Origin of the sequence: Gallaecimonas xiamenensis 3-C-1 (genome assembly GCF_000299915.1) — a bacterium.
Lineage (GTDB): Bacteria > Pseudomonadota > Gammaproteobacteria > Enterobacterales > Gallaecimonadaceae > Gallaecimonas > Gallaecimonas xiamenensis.
Map to the genome: position 1 here is coordinate 60598 of NZ_AMRI01000012.1, position 17847 is coordinate 78444.

Below are 17847 nucleotides of genomic sequence, written 5' to 3' on the forward strand. Positions count from 1 at the left end.
GTAACCGTCGAATGCGCACAGTGCATTCCGTGAAGGACTTGCGCGCCCAGGTCAAAGCCTGGCGCCAGAAAGGTGAAAGGGTGGCCCTGGTTCCCACTATGGGTAACCTGCACGAGGGTCACCTGACCCTGGTTCGTGAAGCCAAACACCAGGCCGACCGGGTGGTGGTCTCCATCTTCGTCAATCCCCTGCAGTTTGGGGCCGGCGAAGACTTGGGGGCCTATCCCCGCACTCCGGAAGAAGACAGCGCCGCCCTCTTTGACGAAGGGGTAGACCTGCTGTTCATGCCCAGTGTCGAGGTGCTCTACCCCAACGGCATGGACGACCACACCAAGGTGGAAGTGCCCGGCATCTCCGAGCTCTACTGCGGCCAGACCCGCCCCGGTCATTTCCGTGGCGTGGCGACTGTGGTGTGCAAGCTGTTGAACCTGGTACAGCCGGACCTGGCCTGCTTTGGAATGAAGGACTACCAGCAGCTGGCCGTTATCCGCCGCATGGTGGACGACCTGGCCATGCCCGTCGACATCCAGGGCGTGCCCACGGTGCGGGCCGAAGACGGCCTGGCCCTGAGCTCCCGTAACGGCTACCTGACCGGTGAAGAACGTGCCAAGGCTCCAGCCCTGTACGCAGCCCTCACCGCAATGGCCGATGCCCTCAAGGGCGGGCGCCGGGATTTTGAGGCCCTGGTGGACGAGGCTAAGGCCAAGCTCAGCGAGGCGGGCTTTACTCCCGATTACCTCTATCTCCTTAATGCCCAGTCCCTGGCAACAGCCACCGGAGAGGACCAGGAACTGGTGATATTGGCCGCCGCCTACCTCGGTAAAGCGCGGCTTATCGACAACCTGCTGGTGGATTTGCAGGCATAACAGATTTGGTTTATATTGCGCCGACTTTTCCCCGGCGGCGTGGTAAGATCACCGCGTTTTCCGACAAGGTCGCGAAGAAACAAAGGGTTTTAAAGCCATGCAAAGAGTAATGCTGCAAGGCAAGCTGCACCAGGCACGAGTTACCCACTCTGTTTTGGAATACGAAGGTTCCTGTGCAATTGACCAGGACTTCCTGGACGCTGCCGGCATTCTGGAATACGAAGAGATCCAGATCTACAACATCGATAACGGTGAGCGCTTCACCACCTACGCCATCAGCGGCGAGCGTGGCTCCAAAGTGATCTCCGTCAACGGTGCTGCGGCTCATAAGGCCAAGCAGGGTGATCGCGTCATCATCTGCGCCTATGTGCGCCTGGACGCCGAAGAAGCCCTCAAGCACAAGCCCAGCCTGGTCTACCTGGACGCCCAGAACAACGTGGTGCGCACCAGCAAGGACATTCCGGTACAGGTTGCCTAAGGCAATCCGATACCAAAGAAAACGCCGGCTCAGCCGGCGTTTTTTTATGCCTTGAGATTGGCCCTGAGCCAACGGCAACTTTGCCCTGCCTGCAGGTATTTTCGCTCGAAGGGGGTAATGGGGTCAGCCGTCACCGCCCCCTGGCTGCTGGCAATGCCGGCAAGGGCCAGGGCCTCGGCAAATTCCTCAAGATAGAGTTCCCAGTTGGAACGCACTTCAAGCTGGCCACCTAAAGCCAGCAGGGCCGGCAGGCAGGGCCCCGCGTACCAGCGGCGGGTCAGGTGCGCCGCCTTGGGCCAGGGGTTGGGGTACAAGAGGTAATGGTGGCTAAGGCGGATGCCGGCATCGGCCATCAGCCGCCACAGATCCTGAAGATCGGCCCTCAGCACCAGGTAGTTGTCGCTGTCACCGGTATAATGGACGTGTTTATCCAGGCGATGGGCCGATTTATCCACCCCCAGCACCCTGGCGCCGGAATGCACGGCGGCCAGGGCCGCCGTGCTTTCGCCAACGCCACAGCAGCTGTCCAGCACCAAGGGCCTGTGGTCCCCAGCCAGCCAAGCCTTAAGGCGCTCAAAGGCATCGAGGCTGTGCTGGGCGTAGGGCTTTTGGTAGGGGCTGGTAAGATGGCGGCGCACCTCTTGGTGCAGCCGCCGGTGCAGCCCTTGCTGGTTGCTGGTGACGCTGCTGGCCGCCATCAGTGGCGCAGTCCGACGCCGTTCTTGATGAGGTAAAAGGCCAGGCTATACATGGCCACTATCATTACCCCTAGCACAGAGAAGGCCTGCCACAGGGCGATGTCGGCGGTGCCGAGAAAGCCGTAACGGAAGGCATTGACCATGTAGAGGATGGGGTTGAAGTGGCTCAGGGCCTGCCAGAAGCCCGGCAGCAGGCTGATGGAGTAGAACACGCCGCCAAGGTAGGTGAGGGGGGTCAACACGAAGGTGGGCACTATGGAGATGTCATCGAAGCTCTTGGCAAAGATGGCATTGAGCAGCCCCCCCAGGCTGAACAGCAGGGAGGTGAGCAGCACAGTGGCCACCACAACCAGCGGGTGCTGGATCTGGATGTCGGCAAAGAACAGCGACACCAGGGTCACGATGATGCCCACCAGCAGGCCCCTGGCCATGCCGCCGGCCACGAAGCCGAGGATGATGATGCTGTTGGGGATGGGGGCGACCAGCATCTCTTCGATAAAGCGCTGGAACTTGGCCGAGAAGAAGCTGGAGGCCACGTTGGAGTAGGAGTTGGTGATCACCGACATCATGATAAGGCCGGGCACGATGAACTCCATGTAGTCAAAGCCCCCCATCTGCCCTACCCGGCTGCCAATCAGGCTGCCGAAGATGACGAAGTACAGGGTCATGGTGATGGCCGGCGGCACAAGGGTCTGCACCCAGATCCGCATGAAGCGGTTGATTTCCTTGTAGACGATGGAATTCAGGGCGATACGGTTACGGCTGTTCATGCCTGACCTCCATTACGGCCGCTCTCGACCAGGGTGACAAAAAGTTCTTCCAGGCGGTTGGCCTTGTTGCGCATGCTGAGCACTTCCACCCCTTGGGCGCTGAGCTGGGCAAAAAGCGGGTTGAGGCCGGCGCTTTTGGCCACCTGCACTTCCAGGCTGTGGTCATCCAGCATGCGGGCGTCGAAGCCGTCCAGTACCGGGGCCTTGGCACCGGGGGCCAGGTCGAGGATAAAGGTCTCGGTGTTGAGCTTACCCAGCAGCCCTTTCATGGTGGTGTTCTCGATGATGCGGCCGTGGTCGATGATGGCGATGTTGCGGCACAGCATCTCGGCTTCTTCGAGGTAGTGGGTGGTGAGGATGATGGTCAGCCCTTCTTCGTTGAGCTGGCGCAGGTAACGCCACATGGAGCGGCGAATCTCGATATCGACCCCGGCGGTGGGCTCGTCGAGGATAAGCAGCCGTGGCTCATGAACCAGGGCCCTGGCTATCATCAGCCGGCGCTTCATGCCCCCGGACAGCTCCCGGGTACGGGCGTCCTTCTTGCCCCACAGATCCAGCTCCTTGAGCAGCTGCTCGGCCTTGACCAGGGCTTTGGCCCGGGGCACGCCGTAATAGCCGGCCTGGTTCACCACCACCTGCAACACGGTTTCAAACTGGTTGAAGTTGAACTCTTGGGGCACCAGGCCCAGGGCGCTCTTGGCCGACACCGGGTCGATGTCGAGGTCATGGCCGAAGATGCTGACCTGGCCTTCGCTTTTGTTGACCAGGGACGACAGAATGCCGATGGTGGTGGACTTACCGGCGCCGTTGGGGCCCAGCAGGGCGAAAAAATCTCCCTGGCTGACCTTGAGATCGATGCCCTTGAGGGCCTGGGTACCGCCTTTGTAGGTTTTCTTGAGTGCACGGATATCGAGGGCTATGGGGCTTGCTGACATGTTTCCTCCCGATTGGACCGGGTCATTATACCCCCTTATGCCCTTCGGGGTCGGCCCGGACCCTGTGTTTCATCAAAGGCTAACTGCCTAATTTTTCTAGCCAGGGCTGCAGGGCCTCCCTATACTGGCGGTCATGAAATGGCTATTGCTGGCGTTTACATTGCTGCTGGTCCTTCCCAGTTTCCACGTGGAAGCCGGGCAGGCTCATCATGACTGTTGCCAGACCATGCCCGACGATTGCCATTGCGACATGGCTTGCCAGCACCAGCTGCCCCTGACCAGCCTTTGGCCCCAGGCCCGCCCGGCCCTGGCCCAGGAACCTTTGGTCCAAGCCGTAAAAAAACCGCTGATCCAGGCCCCCGAGCCGCCCCTACGACCTCCCAGCTGCTGATCCTCTGCCCTTTTCACCTTTTTCTTCTTTGATTGCAGAGGACTTTGTCATGTCCCGTTTTTACCTGTTGCTGGCGCTGCTGCCAGCCCTTGGCCATGCCCAATCGGCGGCCGACCACCTGCTGCACCAGGCCATGCCCGCCAGCCCCTTGCCTGCGGCCGAGCAGCCCCAGGCCACCAAATACGTCTGCCCCATGCACCCCCATGTGGTGCGTAACGAACCCGGCACCTGCCCCATCTGCGGCATGACCTTGGAGCCCCTGTCCCTGGACGAGGACCAAGGAGCCAGTGTCGCCATTCCCAGCCAGATGCAGCAAAACCTTGCCATCCGCGTGGCCAAGGTGGAGCGCGGCACCCTGTGGCGCTACATCGAAACGGCCGGGGAAGTAACCTATGACCAGACCAAGGTCCGCCATATCCACCCCCGTGCCTCCGGCTGGGTGGAGGAACTGGGGGTCAAGGTAGAAGGGGAGCCGGTCAAGAAGGGCCAGCTGCTCTACCGGCTCTACTCCCCGGAACTGGTGGCGGCCCAGGACGACTTCTTACAGGTGGTGCAAAGCTACGGCCAGCGCCCCGACGAGCGCGGCAAGCGGCTGCTGGCCAAGGCCCGTACCCGCCTCAAGCTGCTGGGGCTGGCCGACAGCACCATCAACCAGATAGAAAAGCGCCGGGAGAGCTTCTACAGGGTGCCCTATTACGCCGAGGCCGACGGCACCGTCAGCCAACTGACAGTGCGGGACGGCATGTACGTCAAACCCGAACAGGAAATGCTGGCAGTGGTGGACCTGTCCAGCGTCTGGGTGCTGGCCGATGTCTTTACCGATCAGCACAGCTGGGTCAGCCCTGGTATCAGTGCCGACATCAAGGTGCCGGCCCTTGGCATCACCCAGTTGGAAGGCAAGCTCGATTACCTCTACCCGGAACTGGACGGCGCCAGCCGCGCCCTCAAGGCCCGTTTTGTGCTGCCCAACCCCGGCATCACCCTCAAGCCAAACATGCTGGTGGACATGGCCATCTACGGCGGCCCCGAACGCAACCGGCTGCTGATCCCCGAAGAGGCACTGATCCTCACCGGCAACGACAACAAGGTGATCGTCCGCAACGGCGAGGACTTTTCGGTGCGCAGCGTCCACTACGACAAGATAAGCCACGGCCAGGTGGCGATACTGGACGGCCTCAAGGAAGGGGAAGAAGTGGTGATCTCCGGGCAGTTCCTCATCGACGCCGAAGCCAGCCTCAAGTCCGCCATCTACCGCCTGGGGCCCGAAGGCCACCAGCACATGCACTGAGGAGCAGGCCATGTTGACCAAGCTTATCCTCGGCTGCCTGCGCCATAGGGCCATGGTGTTGGTGCTGGCCTTGCTGGCCGCCTTCTTTGGCTGGCAGGCCATGAAGGCCACCCCCCTCGACGCCATACCGGACCTGTCCGACGTTCAGGTGATCGTTAAAACCCGCTACCCGGGCCAGGCGCCGCAGTTGGTGGAAGAACAGATCACCTACCCCCTTTCCACGGCGCTGATGTCGGTGCCGGGAGCCCGCACGGTGCGGGGCTTTTCCTTCTTCGGCGACTCCTACGTCTATGTCCTGTTTGACGACAAGACCGACCCGTACTGGGCCCGCTCGCGGGTACTGGAATACCTCAACCAGGCCAAGGCTCAGCTGCCGGCCGGGGTAGAGCCGGCCATAGGCCCCGACGCCTCGGGGGTGGGCTGGGTTTATGAATACGCCCTGGTGGACAAAACCGGCCAGCATGACTTGGCCCAACTCAAGACCCTGCAGGACTGGTTCCTCAAGCTCGAACTCCAGGGCCTGCCCGGGGTGTCGGAAGTGGCCACCGTCGGCGGCCTGGAAAAGAGCTACCAGGTGGTGGCCGATCCGGTGCGCCTGGCCGGCCTTGGGCTGCGCCTTAGCGACCTGGAGCAGGCCATAGTAAGGGCCAACAGGGACGTGGGCGGCGCCGTTATCGAAATGGCCGAAGCCGAATACATGGTGCGGATGCACGGCTACAAGCGCAGCCTGGAAGAGCTGCGGGCCCTGCCCTTGGACTTGCGCTCCAGCTCCGGCATCGCCCTGACCCTGGGGGATGTGGCGCGGGTGCGCCTTGGCCCGGTGATGCGCCGGGGCATTGCCGAACTGGACGGCCAGGGGGAAGTGGTGGGCGGTATCATCCTGATGCGCTCCGGGGAGAACGCCCTGGCCACCATCGCAGCGGTCAAGACCAAGCTGGACGAGCTAAAGCAGGGGCTGCCACAGGGGGTGGAGATCGTCACCACCTACGACAGATCCAACCTCATCAACAGCGCCGTGGACAACCTCAAGCACAAGCTGCTGGAAGAAATGCTGGCGGTGGCCCTGGTCTGCCTGCTGTTCCTGCTCCATGCCCGCTCCACCCTGGTGGCGGTGATCTCCCTGCCCCTGGCCATACTGCTGTCCTTTATCGGCATGCAGCTATTGGGGGTGACGGCCAACATCATGAGCCTGGGGGGCATCGCCATTGCCATCGGCGCCCTGGTGGACGGGGCCATCGTCATGGTGGAAAACGCCCACAAGCACCTGGAAGCCTGGCAGCATGAACATGGCCAGGCGGCCACCGCCAAGGACCACTGGCGCCTTATCAGCCAGGCCGCCACCGAAGTGGGGCCGGCCCTGTTCTTCTCGCTGCTGATCATCACCCTGTCCTTCGTGCCGGTGTTCAGCCTGGAAGCCCAGGAAGGCCGCCTGTTCGGCCCCCTGGCCTTGACCAAGACCTTCGCCATGGCGGCGGCGGCCCTGCTGTCGGTGACCCTGGTGCCGGTGCTGATGGGCTATTTCATCCGTGGCAAGCTGCGCCCGGAAAGCGCCAACCCCCTGTCCCGGCTGCTGATTGCCCTCTACCAGCCGCTGCTGAACCTGGTACTCAAGTGGCCCAAGCTGACTCTGGTAGCGGCGCTGCTGGTTACCCTGTCGGCCTGGTATCCCTGGCAGCATCTGGGTTCCGAGTTCATGCCGGACATGGCCGAGGGGGACCTTTTATACATGCCCACCACCCTGCCGGGGATCTCGGTGGGCAAGGCCCAGCAGCTGCTGCAACAGACCGACCGATTAATAAAAACGGTGCCCGAGGTGCAGCGGGTGTTCGGCAAGGCCGGCCGCGCCGAAACCGCTACCGATCCGGCTCCCTTGACCATGCTCGAGACCACCATCACCCTCAAGCCCAAGGATCAGTGGCGTCCCGGCCTGACCCTGGACCAGCTGATTGAGGAGCTGGACCAGCGGGTAAAGGTGCCGGGGCTCACCAACGCCTGGGTCCAACCCATCAAGACCCGCATCGACATGCTGTCCACCGGTATCAAGACCCCGGTGGGCATCAAGATAGCGGGCCCAGACCAGGCCCAGCTGCAGGCCATAGGCACCCAGGTGGAAGCAGCCCTCGGCAAGCTGCCTCAGACCCGCTCGGTGTTTGCCGAACGCCCCGCCGCCGGCCGCTATATCGACATCACCCCCAAGCTGGCAGTGGCGGCTCGTTACGGCCTGACCCAGGACGACATCGCCCAGGTGGTCAAATACGGCATCGGCGGCGCCCAGCTGGACCAGGTGGTGGAAGGGGACGAGCGCTACCAGCTGACCCTGCGCTATCCCAGGGCTTGGCGTGACCACGTCAGCCGCCTGGCCGGCTTGCCCCTGGTGGGCAGGGACGGCCGCAAGGTCACCCTGGGGGAAGTAGCGGACATCCAGGTGGTAGCCGGGCCGCCCATGCTTAAAAGCGAGAACGGCCGCCTGACCGGTTGGGTGTTCGTGGACATCAAGGGCACCAGCGTTGGCGACTATATCCAACTGGCCCGGGGGCAATTGGCCACCATCACCCTTCCGCCCCGCTACAGCCTGAGCTTTGCTGGCCAGTACGAGTACCTGGAAAGGGCCAAGACCAAGCTGACCGAGGTCACCCCCGTGGTGCTGGGGGTGATCCTGGTGCTGCTATACATGACCTTCGGCCGCCTGGACCAGAGCCTGTGGGTGCTGCTGTCCCTGCCCATGGCCCTGTCCGGGTCCATCTGGATGCTCTACTGGCTCGATTACAACCTGTCGGTGGCGGTAGCGGTGGGCATGATAGCCCTGGCGGGGGTGGCGGCGGAGTTTGGAGTGGTGATGCTGCTCTATATCAATAACGCCCTTAAGGCCCTGCCCGCCGGGGCCGATTTGACCGCCCAGCGCCGGGCGATCATGAGCGGCGCCGTGCAGCGGATCAGGCCCAAAGCCATGACGGTGGTAACCATATTGGCCAGCCTGGTGCCCATCTTGCTGACCCAAGGCACCGGCTCAGAAGTGATGACCCGTATCGCTGCCCCCATGCTGGGCGGCATGATCACGGCGCCCCTGCTCAGCCTTTTTGTGCTGCCGGCAATGACATGGCTTGCTCAGCGAGCAAGCCGCTGATCACCTTGGCCGGCTCAGGCCGGCCAAGGAAATAGCCCTGGGCCACATCCACCCCTTCCTGGCGCAATATGGCCAGCTGCTCAGAGGTTTCCACCCCTTCGGCGATGACCCGCAGCTCCAGGCTGTGGGCCATCTGCACTATGGCCCTGACCAGAGGCCGGCTCTGCTGGGCGTCACTCAGGCCGCGAATAAAGCTCTGGTCAATCTTCAGGCTGTCCACCGAGAATTGCTTGAGGTAACTCAGGCTGGAATAACCGGTACCGAAGTCGTCGATAGACAGGGTCAGCTGCAGGGCCTTGAGGCGGCGCACCACTTCCAGGCTGGCGTCGACATTGTCCATCATCAGGCTTTCGGTCAGCTCCAGTTCCAGGCGGTGGGCCGGAATGTCGGTACCCGCCAGCACCGACTCCAGGAGATCGAAAAAGTCCGGCCGCACCAGTTGGCGTACCGAGATATTGACCGCCATCAGCCCCTGGAAGCCGGCCTTACGCCATTGGGCCAGTTGCCGGCAGGCCTCCTCCAGGCACCAGGCCCCCAAGGGCATGATAAGGCCGGTGTCTTCGGCCAGAGGGATGAACTTGGAAGGGGACACGTCCCCCAGCACCGGGCTGTGCCAGCGCATCAAGGCCTCGACCCCGACGATATCGCCGCTGGCCACATCGAACTGGGGCTGGTAGTGCAGGGTCAATTGCGGGGTACCGATAGCATCTTTGAGAGCCGATTCGAGCTGCAGGCGCTCGTTCAGGTCCCGGTCCATGTCCTTGTTGAAGAAGCTGTAGGTACTGCGGCCACTGTCCTTGGCATGGTAGAGGGCGGTGTCGGCCTGGCGCAGCAGTTGGGCCACGTTGTCGCCGTCCTCCGGGTACAGGGACACACCGATGGAGGTGCTTATCCAAAGCCGGTGGCCGCCAATCACAAAAGGCTCGCTCATGGCCGCCAGGATCCGCTCGACAATGAGCTCCACCTGGTTAGCCGCCACCAGTTTGGGGATCAGCAGCAAGAATTCGTCGCCGCCCTGGCGTGACAGGGTGTCCCCTTCCCGGCACAGGGGCTTGATGCGTTTTACCACTTCCTTGAGCAGGGTATCGCCGATGTCGTGGCCCAGGCTGTCGTTTACCGACTTGAAGCGGTCCAGATCCAGATAGATGATGGCCAGCCGGTCCCCGCCACGCTTGGCCTGAATAAGGGCCTGTTCGGCCCTGTCCACCAGCAGCGTCCTGTTGGGCAGGCCGGTCAAGGGGTCGTGGTAGGCCAAGAAGGCAATGCGGGCCTCGGCCGCCTTGTGCTCGCTGATGTCGGAGAACACCGCCACATAGTGCTGTACCTGGCCATAGTCGTCTTCCATGGCCCTGATGGACAGCCACTGGGGGTACACCTCGCCAGACTTACGCTTGTTCCAGATCTCCCCTTTCCAGAAGCCCTGGGCAGCGATCTGCTGCCACATGGTCTTGTAGAAGCTGGCGTCTTGGTAGCCTGAGCTCAGCACCTTGGGGGTCTGGCCTATGACATCCTCAGGGGCAAAGCCGGTGATGGTGGTGAAGGCGGAGTTGACGGTGAGGATATGCTGGCTGGCGTCGGTGATCATCACCCCGTCCAGGCTCACTTCCACCACCTGGGCCAGCAGGCGCAGGTCCTTTTCCTTACGCAGCCGCTCGCCGATATCGCGAAAAGACAGCAACAGGTAGGGCACGTCGTTCTCTTCAAAAACGCAACCGGAAGCCTCGGCTTCTACCGTCTCCCCCCATCTGTCTTGAAAGCAGAGCCGCACATTGCGCAGCAGATTGTCCTTCACCTGGCCGACCAGCTGCTGACGATCACTGGGATTGGACCACACCCCCAGCTCCAGGGTGGTGCGCCCCAAGACCTCTTCCTTGCTCCAGCCGATGCGCTTGACCCAGTTTTCATTGACGTTGACCAGCACACCGTCGTCCAGGCGGGTGATGGACACCAGATCCGGCATGATCTTAAAGACCCGCTGGAACAACGCAGTCTGCTCCTCGAGCTTTTCATGGCTTTCCTGCAGGCTGCGAAGGGCCCGCTCTTCGTCGTCCAACACCAGGTCCAGCCAGCCCCCCAACTGACCCAGCTCGCTTTTGTCGGTAGGCCCAACCCGGGCGCTGCGCTCGCCGCGCATGTGCTGGCGCAGCACCAGGGAGATATGCTCAATGGGTTTGACCAGGGCCCGGTTCAAAACCCAATAGAAAAAGCCCCCCGCCAGCAGCGCCGTCACCAAGGCCATGAGCGCCAGCCGGCCCAGGTTGGCCAGGCGGGCAGGCATGGGGGGCAGGGTATCCACCCACAGCAGCAGCGTCTTGCCGTCTTGGGCCAGGGGCTGAACAAAAAGGGCCTGGTCTTTGCCGAAGAAGGCACCGGGGCTGTGCAGATCAAGGGGGGGATTGGGCAACCAGAGCGTTCCCTGCAAGGCACTGACCGGGCGCCCTTGCAGGGTGCCCAGGGTGCTGTTGGCTATCTGCCCGTCCTGAACCAGCATTGCTTGGCTTATTTCATGCTGCCCGGCCAATTGCCTGAGAGCCTGGTTTTCCGTACTCAGACGGTCATCTTCTTCCAGGTGGTGGTTGACCAGGGACGCTACCAACCTGGCCCTGTCCTGAGCTTGGTGCTGCAGGGCACGCATGTCTGCCTGATTCTCTGCCCACACCGCCAGCAGGGCCGCCACCACCAGGGAGACGACCATCCATACCAACAGGCGAAGCCGAACCGACTGCCAGGGCGCGGGCCTAATCATGGCAGTGCCCTCCACGGGCAAGTGGCTGTCTTTTGAGAAGGGGGCTCATCAAGTCGCAATCAATTCCCTTTGCCAAACATGGGGATGAGGGCAAGACAGCTACCCAAGACCCAAGCATAGCAGTTGCTGACAAGGCCTGGGCCGCCAGGGCCGGCGCAGCACGGCCTGGACCAAAAAAAGCCACTTATTCATCAGTTAATTGCGGCCCCATCCCCTTCTTTTTGGAGCCCTAAATATTGATTTGGAGCGGGTAAAAATTGAGCTATATTAGGCGGGACTTCGCGGGCCCCTGGGCCATGGCGGCGTTCATCGGGCACCGGCGTTGGCGCGCTATAGGCCTGGCCTGATGGTTGACACCTCATAGCGCGACTTTGTGAGATTTGTTGATGAATCTGTTCGTATCCAACCTGTCTTTCCGCGTGGAAGCGGATGCCCTGGCCCAATTGTTCGGCCAATACGGTGATGTACAACGTGCCCATATAGTGAAAGACAAGGAAACCGGCCGCTCCCGTGGTTTTGGTTTCGTTGAAATGGCTGACAAGGCAACTGGCGAAAACGCCATTAAAGCCCTGAACGGCCAGGATTTCGAAGGCCGCCCCCTGGTGGTCAACGAAGCGCGCCCCCGCGAGCAGCAAAGCCGCCCCCGCCGCTAACACCTCAAGCCTGGCCTCCAAGGGGCCAGGCTTTATCCTTGGGCACTGCTCGGCTTTGTTCCTTGCGCCAGTCTAGGTACACTGGCCCAACTGTTCTGCCGAGACGCCTGCCTGATGAAAGATCCAAAAACCCTGCTCGCCAACAACCGCGAGTGGGCGACCCAGATACGCCAGAACGACCCAGCCTTCTTCGAACGCTTGGCTGAGCGTCAGAATCCCCATTTGCTGTGGATCGGTTGTGCCGATTCGCGGGTGCCCGCCGAACAACTGACCGGCCTGCTGCCGGGGGAACTGTTCGTGCACCGCAACGTGGCCAACCAGGTGCTAACCACGGACGTGAACTGCCAGTCGGTGATTGACTTCGCCGTCGGTGCCCTGAAGGTGCGCCACATCATCGTCTGTGGCCACTATGGCTGCGGCGGCGTGATGGCGGCCCTGCAAGGCGGCGCCGAAGGCAGCCTGGGCCAATGGCTGCTGGACCTCAAGGAAGTGGCCGAGCGCCACGGCTCTCTGCTGGAAGGCCTGTCCTTCAACGACCAGGCCAACCGCCTTTGCGAACTGAACGTGTTGGAAGCGGTATGCCGAGTCAGCCGCTCACCAGCGGTACAGAAAGCCTGGTCCGAAGGCCAAAAGCTTTCCGTACACGGCTGGATCTACGGTGTGGCTGACGGCGAGTTGCAGGAACTGGGCCTGACCGTCAATGGCCAGGACGACATAGTCCCGGCCCGTGACAAGGTGCTGAGCAGCTACTTCACCGAGTAAGGCCACCCAGGCCTTAAATGGCGGCCGACAAATGGCTCAGCTCCAAGGCTGGCGCCATGGCCGCCAAAAATGCCCCCGGCTTCTCCAGCATGGGGCTATGACCACAGCATGCCACTTCCTGGTAGTCCAGGTGCGAATGGCCCTTTGCCAAATGTTGCCAGGGTTGGCCGGGAGTGATCCTGTCATGGTCGCCCCATACCAGCTGCACAGGACAAGGGACGGCGCCAAGGGTACTGCCGGCATCGTACTGACGGCTCAAGGTCAGCCACTGCACTATGTTCTTGAAGGAGCGGGGCTGTGAAAACACGGTCCGGATGTCCTCCACACCTCGGTCTGGAACCAGGCTGGGATCGTAGAACACCCGCTCGGCCAGGCTGCTGGCTGCCTGGGTACAACCCCGGCGCAGATCCATCAGGGTAACTCCCGCATCCATTTCCGCCAGGCCAGGGCTACCACTGAGCACCAGGGCCGACACCTTGGCCGGCTTACGGCGCCCGTAATCCATGGCGATAAGGCCACCCATGGAATTGCCCACCAGTACCACGGCCGTTTCCCTGGCCACCAGTTGGTCAAGGGCCTCGTGGGCCTCGTCCAGGCTGCCACCCAACATCTGGGGAATGGCCTCTTCCATAACCTTGGTCTGGTACCCCTGGGCGCGGCAGGCCTCGGCCACCTGGTCCCAGATCCAACCGCCGGCAAACAGGCCGGGCAAAAAGATCAATGTCGGTTTCATGCGATGTCCTCTTCCGTGATGGGTTCGCATGACAGACTAAAGAATAAAAATTAACCATTGGCGTCAGCGCGGTGACGATTTCGGTAACGGCAGATAGGCCTTTACCCATAGACCAAGTGCCCATCAAAAAAGGAGCCTCGCGGCTCCTTTTTGGCTTATTCCAGGGGCACCACTATGCCCACATGGGGCAGATTGCGGTACTTCTGGGCCCAGTCGATGCCGTAGCCCACCACGAACTCGTCGGGGATGGTAAAGCCGATAAAGTCCACCGGCACCTCTACTTCGCGGCGGGACGGCTTGTCCAGCAGGGTGCACAGCTTGATGCTCTTGGGGTCGCGGGTGTTGAGCACCTGTACCACCTTGGACAGGGTGTTGCCGGTGTCGATGATGTCTTCGACGATCAGCAGGTTACGGCCCTGGATGTCCTCGTCCAGGTCCTTGATGATCTTCACATCACGGCTCGAATGCATGGAACTGCCATAGCTGGAGACCGTCATGAAGTCGAACTCGGCGCTCATATTCAGGGCGCGAGCCAGATCCGACAGGAAGACCACTGAGCCGCGCAGCAGCCCTACCAGCAGCACTTCTTCCCCTTCGCCATAGCTTTGCTCTATTTCCTTGGCCAGGGCGGCGACCCTGGCTTTGACATCCGCTTCACTGATGAGGACATCGACCCGGTGTTTCATCTTTCTCTCCCAAGGCATTCGAGGGCGGCAAGGATACGCCAATCTCAGTGGTTTCCATAGCCCCAACGGGGCACCAGCCCTTGCTCCAGGCCCAGGTGGTCGAGGATCCTGGCCACCATGAAGTCCACCAAGTCATTGATGGATTTGGGTTCATGATAAAAGCCGGGGGCCGCCGGCATGATGGTGACCCCCAACCGCGCCAATTTGAGCATGTTCTCCAGGTGGATGGCCGACAAGGGGCTTTCCCTTGGCACCAGGATAAGCTTGCCCTGTTCCTTGATCACCACGTCGGCAGCCCTTTCCAACAGGTTGTCGGACGCCCCCTGGGCGATGGCCGACAGGGTGCCGGTGGAGCAGGGGCAGACCACCATCAGTTTGGGGGCCGCCGAGCCGGAGGCCACCGGCGAGAACCAGTCTTCCTTGCCATAGACCCTGAGCTGGCCAGGCTTGGCCTGGAAGTGTTCGGTCAAGAAGGCCTCGGCGGCGTCGGGCTTGGCGGGGATCTTGAGAGTGGTCTCGGTGGCCAGCACTACCTTGGCCGCCGACGACACCAACAGGTGCAGCTGCCAGCCGGCGGCCAGCACGCACTCCATCAGCCGCAGGGCATAAGGGGCGCCTGAGGCGCCGGTCAGTGCCAGGGTCAGGGCCTTGTCAGTCACGGCGGACCTCCAAGGCGTCCAGCAGCTTCTGGTGGATGCCACCGAAACCGCCGTTGCTCATCACCAGGATATGGTCCCCTGCCCTGGCCTCGGCCGCCAGCATGGCCACCAGGGCCTCGACGCTGTCGCTGTAGGTGGCCGGCACCAAGGATTCGTGGCACAGATCCTTGATGGACCATTTGAGGCCGTGGGGTTCGAACCAGAACACCTTGTCGGCCCCTTTGACCGCGTCGTTGAGCTGGTCGGCATGAACCCCGGCCTTCATGGTGTTGGAGCGGGGCTCCAGTACCGCCAGGATGCGCTGGCCCCCCACCTTGCGGCGCAGGCCGTCGACAGTGGTGGCGATGGCGGTGGGGTGGTGGGCAAAGTCGTCAAAGACGCTCACCCCTTTGACTTCCCCTTTGAATTCCAGGCGCCGGGCCACGTTCTGAAAGCGGCTCAGCCCCTCGGCCGCCACCTTCAGGGGCACCCCGGCATGGCGGGCCGCCGCCAGGGCCGCCAAGGCATTGCTGACGTTGTGCATGCCCACCAGGTTCCAGTGCACCTCGGCCCTGTCATCGCCGCTGATCACGGTGAACTGGCTGCCATCGCCCTTGATAAGCTCGGCCTTGAGATCCTGGCCAAGGCGCAACACCGGGGTCCAGCAGCCCTGATCCAGGGTGTCTGCCACGTTCTGGTCGGCAGCCGGGGTGATCACCAGGCCTTGGCTTGGCACCATCCGCAGCAGGTGGTTGAACTGGCGCTGGATCGCCGCCAGGTCGGCAAAGATGTCGGCGTGGTCGAATTCCAGGTTGTTGATGATAAGGGTGCGGGGCCGGTAGTGGACAAACTTGGAGCGCTTGTCGAAAAAGGCGGTGTCGTACTCGTCCGCTTCCACCACGAAGAAGGGGGCCTGGCCCAGGCGCGCGGAATGGCCGAAGTTGGCCGGCACGCCCCCCACCAGGAAGCCCGGGCTAAGGCCGGCATCTTCGAGGATCCAGGCCAGCATGGAGGTGGTGGTGGTCTTGCCGTGGGTGCCGCTTACCGCCAGCACCCAGCGGTCCTTTAGTACCGCTTCGAACAGCCACTGGGGGCCGGACATATAGGGAATGCCCTTATCCAGCACCGCTTCCACACAGGGGTTGCCCCGGCTCATGGCGTTGCCGATCACCACCAGATCCGGGGCCGGGTCCAGCTGGGCCGGGTCATAGCCCTCGGTCAGGCGAATGCCGGCCGCTTCCAGTTGGGTGCTCATGGGGGGATAGACGTTGAGATCGGCGCCGGTGACCTGGTGGCCCAGCTCCCTGGCCAGTTGCGCCAGGCCGCCCATAAAGGTGCCACAGATCCCCAGGATGTGTATGTGCATGCTGTTCTTCAAAATAAGAGGACACTGGCGCCTAGTGTAACAGCACCGGCCTGGGGGGGAAGCTGAACCAGCGGCCCTGTGAGGCCATGGCGAAATCGTTTATCATGGCGGCGCTTCACTTCTAGCAGCCGAGAAACTGTCCATGCAACGTTTGGTAAGCGTCCTTCGCCAGGACGGCGTCGACAAAGAACTGATCCACCTGGTCAACGTCCTGGGGACCGCCTGTAAAGAGATCAACTTCCGCCTGCACCAGGGCGCCCTGGCCGGTGTGCTGGGTTCCACCCAGGACGAGAACGTCCAAGGGGAAGTGCAGAAGAAACTGGACGTCATTGCCAATACCCTGCTCAAGGATCTGCTGCTGCAAAGCGGCCTGGTCAAGGCCCTGGCCTCCGAAGAGGAAGACGACATCGTCATCGGTAATAAGGACGGCGACTTCCTGGTGTCCTTCGACCCCCTGGACGGCTCTTCCAACATCGACATCAACGCCATGGTCGGCACCATCTTTTCCGTCTACCGGGCCGACGACAGCCTGGTGATCGACGAGTCCAGCTTCCTGCGCCCCGGCCGTGAACAGGTTGCCGCCGGCTATGTGATCTATGGCCCTGCCACCCTGATGGTACTGACCACGGGCCAAGGGGTGCGCATGTACACCCTGGACCAGACCATAGGCGAGTACCTGATGACCGAACCCCAGGTCCAGGTCCCGGCCGACACCCAGGAATTTGCCATCAACATGTCCAACCAACGGCACTGGGCCAAGCCCATGCAGGACTACATCGACGACCTGCTCAAAGGCGCCGAGGGCCCCCGAGGCAAGAACTTCAACATGCGTTGGGTAGCCGCCATGGTGGCCGACGTGCACCGTATCCTGTGCCGGGGCGGCCTCTTTACCTACCCCTGGGACCGCCGCGCTCCGGAAAAAGCCGGCAAGCTGCGCCTGATGTACGAAGCCAACCCCATGGCCCTGCTGATTGAGCAGGCCGGCGGCGCCGCCAGCACCGGCACCGAACGCATCCTCGACATCCAGCCTGAGCAGATCCACCAGCGGGTGGCCGTGGTACTGGGCGCCGCCAACGAGGTGGACATGGTCGAGCAATACTATCGCCACCAGCGCTAGTCAGTCAGCGTCATGCCGCTATAATAGGCGGCTGAATCAAGAGCGAGTCAAAGGACAACACTATGAGCCTGAACCAGGTCCCTGCTGGCAAAAACATCCCGGACGAGATCAACGTCATCATCGAGATCCCGGCCAACGCCAGCCCCATCAAGTACGAAGTAGACAAGGACAGCGGCGCCATTTTCGTTGACCGCTTCATGTCCACCCCCATGTTCTACCCCTGCAACTACGGCTACGTGAACCACACCCTGAGCCTGGACGGCGACCCGGTAGACGTGCTGGTACCCACCCCCTACCCGCTGATCCCCGGTTCCGTGATCCGCTGCCGCCCCGTCGGCGTGCTGAAGATGACCGACGAGTCCGGTGAAGACGCCAAAGTGGTTGCGGTACCGGTTTCCAAGCTCACCAAGATCTATGACGACGTCAAAGACGTCACCGATCTGCCCGAGCTGCTGAAAAACCAGATCACCCACTTCTTCGAGCGCTACAAAGAGCTCGAGCCCGGCAAATGGGTGAAAGTGGAAGGCTGGGGTGACGCCGCTGCCGCCAAGGCCGAGATCGTCACTTCCTTCGAGCGCGCCCAGCAAAAATAAGCC

The 17847-nt window shown here is 62.0% G+C and carries 17 protein-coding genes; 9 read left to right on the plus strand and 8 right to left on the minus strand.

Going from position 1 to position 17847, the window contains the following annotated elements:
• Positions 1-11: 11 nt before the first annotated feature.
• Entirely contained in the window at positions 12-866 is an 855-nt protein-coding gene (panC, locus tag B3C1_RS09835) for a pantoate--beta-alanine ligase (RefSeq protein WP_008484560.1), read from the plus strand.
• Positions 867-963: 97 nt separating this feature from the next.
• The gene (panD, locus tag B3C1_RS09840; RefSeq protein ID WP_008484561.1) at positions 964-1344 is read left to right on the plus strand and encodes an aspartate 1-decarboxylase; all 381 of its coding nucleotides are present in this window, start codon (positions 964-966) and stop codon (positions 1342-1344) included.
• A gap of 44 nt (positions 1345-1388) precedes the next feature.
• On the opposite strand, the gene trmB is transcribed toward panD, so the two are convergent.
• The 3 genes from trmB to B3C1_RS09855 are packed head-to-tail and all read right to left on the minus strand — an operon-like array spanning position 1389 to position 3747.
• Entirely contained in the window at positions 1389-2042 is a 654-nt protein-coding gene (gene trmB, locus B3C1_RS09845) for a tRNA (guanine(46)-N(7))-methyltransferase TrmB (protein WP_008484563.1), read from the minus strand.
• Positions 2042-2812: an ABC transporter permease gene (locus B3C1_RS09850; RefSeq protein WP_008484565.1), complete on the minus strand. Its 771-nt coding sequence runs from the start codon at positions 2810-2812 to the stop codon at positions 2042-2044. The genes trmB and B3C1_RS09850 overlap by 1 nt, the downstream gene beginning before the upstream one ends.
• Entirely contained in the window at positions 2809-3747 is a 939-nt protein-coding gene (locus tag B3C1_RS09855) for an ABC transporter ATP-binding protein (protein WP_008484566.1), read from the minus strand. Before B3C1_RS09855 ends, B3C1_RS09850 begins: the two co-directional genes overlap by 4 nt.
• 133 nt (positions 3748-3880) lie before the next feature.
• Between B3C1_RS09855 and B3C1_RS09860 the strand changes: the two genes are divergently transcribed.
• Genes B3C1_RS09860 through B3C1_RS09870 form a run of 3 tightly spaced genes read left to right on the plus strand, consistent with a single transcriptional unit; the run spans position 3881 to position 8550 of the window.
• Positions 3881-4138 (plus strand): hypothetical protein, encoded by a 258-nt coding sequence (locus B3C1_RS09860; protein ID WP_156804519.1) that lies wholly within the window; start codon positions 3881-3883, stop codon positions 4136-4138.
• Between the two features lie 49 nt (positions 4139-4187).
• Positions 4188-5426 carry a heavy metal-binding domain-containing protein gene (locus B3C1_RS09865; protein ID WP_008484568.1) on the plus strand — a complete coding sequence of 413 codons (1239 nt, stop codon included), beginning with the start codon at positions 4188-4190 and terminating at the stop codon, positions 5424-5426.
• Positions 5427-5436: 10 nt separating this feature from the next.
• Positions 5437-8550 carry an efflux RND transporter permease subunit gene (locus tag B3C1_RS09870; protein ID WP_008484569.1) on the plus strand — a complete coding sequence of 1038 codons (3114 nt, stop codon included), beginning with the start codon at positions 5437-5439 and terminating at the stop codon, positions 8548-8550.
• Here B3C1_RS09870 and B3C1_RS09875 read toward each other — a convergent pair.
• Positions 8495-11296, minus strand: coding sequence for an EAL domain-containing protein (locus B3C1_RS09875; protein WP_156804520.1), 2802 nt, complete (start codon positions 11294-11296; stop codon positions 8495-8497). The genes B3C1_RS09870 and B3C1_RS09875 overlap by 56 nt on opposite strands.
• Positions 11297-11682: 386 nt before the next feature.
• Between B3C1_RS09875 and B3C1_RS09880 the strand changes: the two genes are divergently transcribed.
• Together B3C1_RS09880 and can are read left to right on the plus strand one after the other, a co-directional pair.
• A complete protein-coding gene (locus tag B3C1_RS09880) occupies positions 11683-11949 on the plus strand; it encodes an RNA recognition motif domain-containing protein (protein WP_008484573.1) in 267 nt (88 codons plus the stop codon).
• A gap of 114 nt (positions 11950-12063) precedes the next feature.
• A complete protein-coding gene (gene can, locus B3C1_RS09885) occupies positions 12064-12711 on the plus strand; it encodes a carbonate dehydratase (protein WP_008484574.1) in 648 nt (215 codons plus the stop codon).
• A 13-nt stretch (positions 12712-12724) separates the two neighbouring features.
• Here the strand turns inward: can and B3C1_RS09890 are convergent, their stop codons facing one another.
• From B3C1_RS09890 to mpl, 4 genes are all read right to left on the minus strand, one after another.
• The gene (locus B3C1_RS09890; protein WP_008484575.1) at positions 12725-13444 is read right to left on the minus strand and encodes an alpha/beta fold hydrolase; all 720 of its coding nucleotides are present in this window, start codon (positions 13442-13444) and stop codon (positions 12725-12727) included.
• 155 nt (positions 13445-13599) lie between these two features.
• A complete protein-coding gene (gene hpt / locus B3C1_RS09895) occupies positions 13600-14130 on the minus strand; it encodes a hypoxanthine phosphoribosyltransferase (RefSeq protein ID WP_008484576.1) in 531 nt (176 codons plus the stop codon).
• A gap of 44 nt (positions 14131-14174) precedes the next feature.
• Positions 14175-14789: a flavin prenyltransferase UbiX gene (locus tag B3C1_RS09900; RefSeq protein ID WP_008484577.1), complete on the minus strand. Its 615-nt coding sequence runs from the start codon at positions 14787-14789 to the stop codon at positions 14175-14177.
• The gene (gene mpl / locus B3C1_RS09905) at positions 14782-16134 is read right to left on the minus strand and encodes a UDP-N-acetylmuramate:L-alanyl-gamma-D-glutamyl-meso-diaminopimelate ligase (RefSeq protein ID WP_008484578.1); all 1353 of its coding nucleotides are present in this window, start codon (positions 16132-16134) and stop codon (positions 14782-14784) included. Before mpl ends, B3C1_RS09900 begins: the two co-directional genes overlap by 8 nt.
• 142 nt (positions 16135-16276) lie before the next feature.
• Here mpl and B3C1_RS09910 point away from each other — a divergent pair, with 142 nt between their 5' ends.
• Positions 16277-17251: a class 1 fructose-bisphosphatase gene (locus tag B3C1_RS09910; protein WP_008484579.1), complete on the plus strand. Its 975-nt coding sequence runs from the start codon at positions 16277-16279 to the stop codon at positions 17249-17251.
• A gap of 62 nt (positions 17252-17313) precedes the next feature.
• The gene (ppa, locus tag B3C1_RS09915; RefSeq protein WP_008484580.1) at positions 17314-17844 is read left to right on the plus strand and encodes an inorganic diphosphatase; all 531 of its coding nucleotides are present in this window, start codon (positions 17314-17316) and stop codon (positions 17842-17844) included.
• Positions 17845-17847 lie beyond the last annotated feature (3 nt).